Annotated in this window: 2 protein-coding genes; both read right to left on the bottom strand. The window is 61.7% G+C overall.

All coding sequences use genetic code 11. The features are described 5' to 3' along the window. A partial coding sequence (locus tag BVH03_RS26115) for a TRAP transporter large permease subunit (RefSeq protein WP_143486020.1) occupies nt 1–220 on the bottom strand: 220 nt, incomplete at its 3' end. After that, on the bottom strand, nt 217–533 hold a 317-nt coding region (locus tag BVH03_RS20025), incomplete at its 5' end, for a TRAP transporter small permease (RefSeq protein ID WP_143486019.1). The genes BVH03_RS26115 and BVH03_RS20025, both read right to left, overlap by 4 nt.

The following is a 533-nucleotide window of genomic DNA, read 5'->3' as shown; positions in this document are numbered from 1 at the left end:
CGCCGCCGGTGGTCATGAACGCGCCGGACAGCAGGAAGAACGGAATGGCCAGCAGCGTGTAGTGCTCGCTGGTCTCGAACAGCTTGATCGCCAGCGAACGCACCGAGTCGTTGCTGAAAAACAGGATGGTCATGGCCCCGGACAAACCCAGGGAAATCGCCACCGGAATGCCGATGAACATCAGCACGAACAGGGCGATGAACAGAAAGGCGATGGTCATCGTTTGGTCTCCGTCTCTTCGGCGAGTTTGATGGCGTCATCGAGCTCGCCGTGGCCACCGAAACCGATCTGCTTGTTCTGGATCACGCGTACCAGCACCTGGGCGAAGCGCAGGAACATCAGGGTGAAGCCGATGGGCACGATCATCACGATGTGCCACTGCTGCACGCCGAAGCGGTCCAGGTCCTCGGCGCCGGTGCCGATGTTGAACAGCACCGCCACCCACTGCTCGCTGGAGTAGGCCATCAGCGCGCAGTAGGCCAGGCAGATGAGCAGGGCGAGAATCGCCACGGCCTTCTGCAGGGCGGGCTTGA

The organism is Pseudomonas sp. PA15(2017) (genome assembly GCF_001945395.1).
Classification (GTDB): domain Bacteria; phylum Pseudomonadota; class Gammaproteobacteria; order Pseudomonadales; family Pseudomonadaceae; genus Aquipseudomonas.
The sequence above is the reverse complement of the archived record's forward strand: the minus strand, read 5'-3'. Positions and strand labels throughout refer to the sequence as shown.